The sequence below is a fragment of the Tannerella sp. genome, from assembly GCF_030528505.1.
In the GTDB taxonomy this organism is placed as follows: Bacteria; Bacteroidota; Bacteroidia; order Bacteroidales; family Tannerellaceae; genus Tannerella.
On the sequence record NZ_JAUMYS010000098.1, the window covers coordinates 1 to 7,250 of the forward strand.

Consider the following 7,250-nt stretch of genomic DNA (forward strand, 5'->3'; position numbering starts at 1 on the left):
GTACCCGGTATGACAATTAGCCATTGACAATTAACAATTAAATAATGGTACACGCCGAACAGTGTATCGCGTAATTTGGGTTCAATAAGGATACATCAGTCAATGACGAAATGTAATAGGCCACTTCTTCACTCGTTTTATCGCTCTTTTTATCCCTTCGTTTGCGTATAACTGTGTATCGACTTCAAGCCTTTCCAGCGAGTTAATACTCCATTCGCTGTAGAGTTGAGCAAGACTGCACATATTTTGTGGCGAGAAGGCAGAGACAACATGCGATTGCGTATCAAAAAAAGTTTCTTGACTCCTCGCATCGTTTTGCCATCAATGCAAATATGTTTACCTGAGGAGGATGATATAAAGCCGTTAATCCATCGCTTATAGGCCCCCTCAAAGCCTTCCACATCCAAGAGACTGATGCTCCTGTTGAAGGTGTCATGAGAGAGTATGGTATGCGGAAACCGATGACCGGCAAGTGTTTCGTATAGGTTTTTCAACCCTTCTTCGTATTCCTCGGCATAATCTTCAATCTCGTACCAAGAGGTACTACCGGAGAGTGTGGAGAGGAAAACGATAAGGAGTAAAAAAGTCAAGAGGATAAACTTTTTTGCGTTCTATCCGTGGGTCTGAGACCATGAAGAGACTTTCCAAGAGAGATTGATACATAACGAATGGTACATTTAATGACTACAAATATAGAAAACTGTTTTTAATGCGTCAGCCCTGAAAGTTTTCTGCTTACAAGGCGTAGATTCAAAATTATCTGTTACATTTGCAGATCGTAAGATTTCGACAAGGCATGGAGATTTCAGCTAAACAAAAAGAATTCATCAGGTTTTGTGTCGTCGGAGGATTGGCTACAGGTATTCATTACGGCATCTATTTGTTGCTTAATAAGGTGATGAATACAACCGTTGCCTTTACCGCGGGATATATTATCAGCTTTTTCGCAAACTTTCTATTATCGAATTATTTTACGTTCAAGACGAAGCCTTCGACCAAGAAAGGATTTGGTTTTGCCGGAAGTCACCTCATCAATTATGTGTTGCAGGTCGCTTTACTGAATCTGTTTCTCTACGCGGGTATTCCCGAAAATATAGCACCTCTGCCCGTGTACGCCATTACGATTCCCATCAATTTTATCCTTGTTCGCACAGTTTTAAAATCGCAACGGCTTTAAGATGAAAAAAGTTTCCGTTTTAATCCCCGCGTATAACGAGCAGGAATCTCTTTTGATGCTTTACGAGAGACTCCGAATCTTGATGGATACACACATCGAATACGTCTGGGAAGTGGTTTTCGTCAATGACGGCAGCCGCGATCATACGCTTTTGCTGCTTGCACAGTTGCACGAGAAAGATGCACGTATCAATTACGTAGACCTTTCCCGTAATTACGGCAAGGAAGTGGCTATGCTGGCCGGCTTCGACTATGTCAAGGGCGACTGCATGGTGATTATGGATGCCGACTTGCAGCATCCGCCGGAACTGATTCCCGAGATGCTCCGTTATTGGGAAGAAGGTTATGATGATGTCTATGCGCGGCGTCGTACGAACGAAAAGGAATCCTTTTTGCGAAAAAACTTGAGACGTATTTTCTATGCTACATTACGAAAGGCGGCTCATATGCCGATTCAGCAGGATACGGGCGATTTCCGGCTACTCGACAGAATCTGTATCCAAGCGATGAAACAGTTGCGTGAATCGCAGCGTTACACAAAAGGAATGTTTAGTTGGATCGGGTTTCGCAAAAAAGAGCTTTTGTTTGATCAGCAGTGCCGGGTAGCAGGAGAAAGCAAATGGAACTTTTTAAAACTGCTGAACCTTGCGGTCGAAGGGCTTACTTCTTTTACGGTGGCTCCTCTGCGTATCGCCTCCGTATCGGGGGCTGTCGTTTCCCTGCTGGCGTTTATTTATGGTATCTACATCTTCGTCTCCAATCTGATTTATGATGACCCGGTCGACGGGTTTCCTACCATTATGGTAACGATTCTCTTTTTGGGAGGTATGCAATTACTCTGCATCGGCATCATCGGCGAGTATCTCGGTCGTATCTTTAACGAGACCAAAAAGCGCCCCGTTTATTTTGCTCGCTCGTATAACGGGCAGAAGATTGGATAACCGTTCTTCGCTCAGATAGAAGGGAATCGTTGTCTCTTATGATCAATTATTTTGCTTGTTATGTGTCGGAGAGCAATAAAAAAGAAAAAGAGCTAAACATTTGTTGTTTAACTCTTTCTGCTCTTCCTCTTGGACTTGAACCAAGGACCCTCTGATTAACAGTCAGATGCTCTAACCAACTGAGCTAAGGAAGAAGGTTGTTTTCCTAAAATTGCGCTGCAAAGATACGGCTATTTTCGAAATATGCAATATATTTGTGCAAAAAAAATGATCAAATGAAAATAATTGGAATTGGGAATGCTTTGCTTGATGTGTTGTTGCGTCTGGAAAGTGATGATACATTGGGAATTATTGGGATCAAGAAAGGAGCGATGGATTTGATCGACCAAACGACGATGCGATCGATTCAGCGTGAACAATCGGGCTTGGAACGTTCGGAGGCCCCGGGAGGATCAGTATGTAATACGATGCGTGCGCTTGCATTATTGGGTGCATCGGTCGGTTATATCGGTAAGGTAGGCTCGGATGCGAATGGCCGTTTTTACACGAAAGCGATACACGATGCCGGTGTAACGCCGCATATTGTGCAAACGGAGGGTATCTCGGGATGCTGCACGGTACTGATGTCGCCGGACAGCGAACGGACCATGGCTACCTTCCTCGGCCCGGCAGCGACTCTGACAGCCGAAGAGATCACGGATGACTTATTGCGTATGTACGACTGTCTTTATATGGAAGGGTACCTGATTTCGAACGAGCAACTGTTTCATCCCATCCTGCGTCGCGCAAAACACTTGGGGCTGAAGATCGCTCTCGACTTGTCGAATTTTAATATTGTACATGGGTTTCACCAAATGTTGCATCAGGTCATTCCCGAATACGTCGATATTCTTTTTTCGAACGATAGCGAAGCAGAGGCTTATACCGGTCTTGCTGCCACCGAAGCGATTCATGAGATCATGAAAGATGTTGAATATTCGGTGGTCACTGTTGGGAGAGACGGGGCATTAGCCGGGCGCCAAGGCGAAACAGTACATGTACCGGCCTTGAGTCATGCACCTGTCGATACGACCGGCGCGGGCGACAACTTTGCTGCCGGATTCCTCTACGGGTATTCGCGCGGACTTTCGTTGAAGCAGATGGCTTCGATCGGAGCCGTGATGGCTTCTCATGTGGTCGAAACGGTCGGACCGCAAATCCCTGCCGATCGCTGGCAACAAATAAAGTTAAAAGTAAACGAGATTATATCGTAGGCGTGCCGGAAATAGCTACTTTTGCACTTCGATATATCATTATTAATATACACAACATTACATGTCACGGTTAAAAAACACGATGTTCCTTGCTCTTTCATTGACGCTGGGAAGTGTTTACGGTCTCGAAGCTCAGCAGGGCAATCGCTTTGAAGTCAGCAAACAGCTGGAGATTCTCAATGCGCTTGTGAAAGAGGTTGATATGTTTTATGTCGACTCGGTCGAGGTCGATAAGATGGTGCGCCGTGGTATCGATGCCATGCTGAAAGGTCTGGATCCGTATACGGAGTACTTTCCCGAGCAGGAGATGGACAACATGAAAATGTTGATCTCCGGTGAATATGGCGGGGTAGGGGCTTATATCCGTTCGCGTGACGGCGGAGTAATTATCACCGAACCGTTCGAGGGGATGCCTGCCGCACTGGCCGGACTCAAAGCCGGCGACCGGATTTTGGGCATCGATACGGCCGACGTTACGAAGGCCACCAGCGAAAGGGTAAGCGAATTGCTCAAAGGCGTGCCCAACTCGAAGGTGGTATTGAAAATCCAGCGTCCGGGCGAAAAGAAACCGCGCAAATTCGAAGTGATACGCAAGCAGGTGATGCTTAAACAAGTTGTGCATTACGGTGTTTACGGCGATCGGACGGGATACATCTACCTCGATGGATTCAGGGAAAAGAGTGCGCAGGAGGTAAAAGAGGCTTTCGAAGACCTGAAAAAACGTTATCAAATCACCTCGTTGATTCTCGACCTGCGCGATAACGGCGGAGGTTTGTTGCCCAGTGCCGTTCAGATCGTGAATTATTTCGTACCGAAAGGACGGGAGGTACTCTCGACGCGAGGTAAAATTAAACAGTGGGATCGTACGTATCGTACCACGGTCGAACCGATCGATACGGTCATTCCCCTCGTGGTGCTGATTAACGGAAGTTCGGCATCGGCGGCCGAGATTGTCAGCGGAGCGTTGCAGGATATGGATCGCGCGGTGCTGGTGGGCAACCGATCGTTCGGGAAGGGACTCGTCCAATCGACACGCAATCTGCCTTACGACGGCAATGTCAAAGTGACGATGAGCAAATATTATATCCCCAGCGGACGATGCGTTCAGCACATGGACTATACCCATCGTCATACGGACGGGAGTGTTTCGGCTATCCCCGACAGCTTGACGTCGGTTTTTTATACCTCGAAAGGGCGTCCCGTACGGGACGGAGGAGGTGTCCGCCCCGATTTTGAAGTGGAGGAGAAGAAGACGCCGACCATGTTGTATTATTTGTTGAGCGATTATACGTTGTTTGATTACGTCACCGAGTGGGTACAGGCACATCCGACTATCGCACCGGCCGAAGAATTTGTCTATCCGGAGGCGGATTACGAAGTCTTTAAGCAACGTCTGAAAGAGGCGAAGTTTACGTACGACCGGCAGAGTGAGAAGGCGTTGAAGAGCCTCAAAGAGGTGGCTGAATTTGAAGGGTATTTAGCCGAAGATACAACGGTTTTTGCGGCGCTCGAAGCGCAACTTAAACCTGATTTGGAGCGTGACCTCGAACGGTATAAGGAAGATATTAAAAAGCTTATCACAACCGAGATTATCAAGCGGTATTACTATCAGGAGGGAGAGCTTATCGAAAGCCTGAAAGGTGACAAAGCCTTGCAGAAAGCATTGGATATCTTGTCCGACGAGGCATTATACCGTCAGACATTGAGCGCTCCTATGTCCGAAAAGGAAGAGGCGACAGACGTGGTGGCTAATCGTGCGGGGTGAAAGTTTGAAGACATGAAAATATAAGAGAAAGAGGCTGCGTTACAAAAAAACATGTTGACGCAGCCCTTTTTTATGTTCCTATCCCTACGGTTTATTTTACGATTGGATGATGACCCGCTGGGTGGGAGCCAGATGTTTATGCCGATATTCGATCCGTTCCACGACGTTGGCGGCCAGTTGACGGAACGCAGCTCCCGTGATCGTGTCGGGGTTCAAGGCGGCCGGTGCTCCGGAATCTCCGCTTTCGCAGATGCTTTGCACGAGCGGAATCTGTCCGAGTAGCGGGACATTCAGTTCTTCGGCCAACTGTTTGCATCCTTCCTTTCCGAATATGTAGTATCGGTTTTCCGGCAGCTCGGCCGGAGTGAACCATGCCATATTCTCAATAAGACCCAGTACGGGAACGTTTACTTTCTCACCCAGAAACATGCTGATCCCTTTGCGTGCGTCGGCCAGTGCGACCTGCTGAGGGGTACTCACAACGACGGCACCCGTAATGGCGAGTGTCTGCACGAGGGTCAGGTGAATATCGCTTGTACCCGGCGGCAGATCGATCAGCAGGTAATCGAGTGCACCCCAATTGGCGTCGGCAATCAATTGTTTGAGTGCATTGCAAGCCATGGCGCCACGCCATACTATGGCATCGTTGCGGTCGACGAAGAAACCGATGGAAAGCAGTTTGACTCCGTAGTTCTCGGCCGGGCGTATTAAATCGCGGCCTCCTACTTTTTCGAGTACCGGGCGGGCCTCTTCGACGTTAAACATCTTGGGCTGTGACGGTCCGAAAATATCGGCATCCAGGAGTCCGACGCTGTATCCTTCGGCGGCCAGTGCCACGGCGAGATTGGCCGAGACGGTGCTCTTTCCCACTCCCCCTTTTCCGGAGGCTACGGCGATGATATTTTTTACGTCGGGAAGCAGCTTCTCCGGTTCGGGACGTTTTTCCTGCAAGGCTTTGACCGAGATATTTCCTTTGATGTCGATATCGGGCGATATATAGGTGAGGATAGATGTTTCGGCCGCTTTGACAACGGACTGAATAAACGGATCGTTCGGTTTCTCAAAGATGAGTGTAAACGATACCTTGGATCCTTCGATACGTATGTCGTCTTCGACCATTCCGGCTTCGACGAGGTTTTTGCCGGTGCCCGGGTAGCGTACTTTTTCAAGCGCTTCCAGAATTAATTTCGGATAAAGTGTCATATATGTTGTTTTATTTATAGGTTTGTGAGCCTGCTCGCCGGCTTCTGTTATAGCTGCGGTAGGCGTCGGGTTCAATGTCTACGTCAGGTTCGATCCATGTTTCGCGCGGTTGGCAGACGAAGCGGAGGTATTTGATATTCAAACCGCGTTCGAGCCACTGTTGTTCGTAATATGTTCGGATAGAAAGGATATCGTCGGCAGCGTCTGAGTGATAAAGGTCGTCGGTGCATGCCTGCACAGGCAGATGGTTGATCTTTATCATTTCGTTGGTATAGGTGAACATGAAATGGCTGTCCGTCTTGAGGTGAATGAGCCCGTCGGCACGAAGAATTTCGCTGTACATACGCATGAAACGCGTACTTGTAAGTCGTTTGTTCACTTTCTTCATTTGTGGGTCGGGAAAGGTGAGCCATAGTTCGGCGACTTCGCCGGGAGTGAAGAAATGACTGATCCGTTCAATCTCCGTGCGCAAAAAGGCGACATTCGTCATTTTTGCTCCGAAGGCTTCTTTGGCTCCGGCCCACATGCGTGCGCCCTTGATATCGATTCCGATAAAGTTTTTTTCGGGGAAAAGGCGTCCCAGCCCAACGGTGTACTCGCCGCGTCCGCATCCTAATTCAAGAACGATCGGTTGTTTGTTTCTAAACACTTCCGCATGCCAGCGGCCTTTCAACGGACAGTCTCCCAATGTCTGCAACACTGCATACGGGTATTGGAAGACGTTCGGTAACGCTTCCATCTCCGCAAACTTTTGTAATTTGTTTTTTCCCATGAGCGACAAAGGTACGGAAAAATATTGGATGTGTTTGGAGATAGATAGTCGTCCCTTAAAAAGCCCAATTTTCTTCGCCTTGTAAAACTTGGAAATTCCGGATCAGACAAAATTGTTTGTCCATCAGGAAAAACATCCTT

The 7,250-nt window shown here is 47.9% G+C and carries 6 protein-coding genes, 1 tRNA gene and 1 pseudogene; 4 read left to right on the forward strand and 4 right to left on the reverse strand.

Annotation, left to right across the window (positions count from 1 at the left end):
• Positions 1 to 82: 82 nt before the first annotated feature.
• A pseudogene (locus Q4A89_RS11350) lies at positions 83 to 663 on the reverse strand (ISAs1 family transposase); the annotation flags it as partial.
• 133 nt (positions 664 to 796) lie between these two features.
• Between Q4A89_RS11350 and Q4A89_RS11355 the strand changes: the two are divergent.
• Both Q4A89_RS11355 and Q4A89_RS11360 read left to right on the forward strand, forming a co-directional pair.
• A complete protein-coding gene (locus Q4A89_RS11355; protein WP_303185603.1) occupies positions 797 to 1,177 on the forward strand; it encodes a GtrA family protein in 381 nt (126 codons plus the stop codon).
• Position 1,178: 1 nt separating this feature from the next.
• The gene (locus Q4A89_RS11360) at positions 1,179 to 2,117 is read left to right on the forward strand and encodes a glycosyltransferase family 2 protein (RefSeq protein ID WP_303185604.1); all 939 of its coding nucleotides are present in this window, start codon (positions 1,179 to 1,181) and stop codon (positions 2,115 to 2,117) included.
• A gap of 120 nt (positions 2,118 to 2,237) precedes the next feature.
• On the opposite strand, the gene Q4A89_RS11365 is transcribed toward Q4A89_RS11360, so the two are convergent.
• Positions 2,238 to 2,311: transfer RNA gene (locus tag Q4A89_RS11365), tRNA-Asn, on the reverse strand.
• An 81-nt stretch (positions 2,312 to 2,392) separates the two neighbouring features.
• Between Q4A89_RS11365 and Q4A89_RS11370 the strand changes: the two genes are divergently transcribed.
• Together Q4A89_RS11370 and Q4A89_RS11375 are read left to right on the forward strand one after the other, a co-directional pair.
• Positions 2,393 to 3,370: an adenosine kinase gene (locus Q4A89_RS11370; protein WP_303185605.1), complete on the forward strand. Its 978-nt coding sequence runs from the start codon at positions 2,393 to 2,395 to the stop codon at positions 3,368 to 3,370.
• Between the two features lie 82 nt (positions 3,371 to 3,452).
• Positions 3,453 to 5,135, forward strand: a complete 1,683-nt coding sequence (locus tag Q4A89_RS11375) for a S41 family peptidase (protein WP_303185607.1) — start codon at positions 3,453 to 3,455, stop codon at positions 5,133 to 5,135.
• A 96-nt stretch (positions 5,136 to 5,231) separates the two neighbouring features.
• Here the strand turns inward: Q4A89_RS11375 and Q4A89_RS11380 are convergent, their stop codons facing one another.
• Both Q4A89_RS11380 and trmB read right to left on the reverse strand, forming a co-directional pair.
• Positions 5,232 to 6,338 carry an Mrp/NBP35 family ATP-binding protein gene (locus Q4A89_RS11380; RefSeq protein ID WP_303185608.1) on the reverse strand — a complete coding sequence of 369 codons (1,107 nt, stop codon included), beginning with the start codon at positions 6,336 to 6,338 and terminating at the stop codon, positions 5,232 to 5,234.
• A 10-nt stretch (positions 6,339 to 6,348) separates the two neighbouring features.
• Positions 6,349 to 7,110: a tRNA (guanosine(46)-N7)-methyltransferase TrmB gene (trmB, locus tag Q4A89_RS11385; RefSeq protein WP_303185609.1), complete on the reverse strand. Its 762-nt coding sequence runs from the start codon at positions 7,108 to 7,110 to the stop codon at positions 6,349 to 6,351.
• Between the last annotated feature and the right edge of the window lie 140 nt (positions 7,111 to 7,250).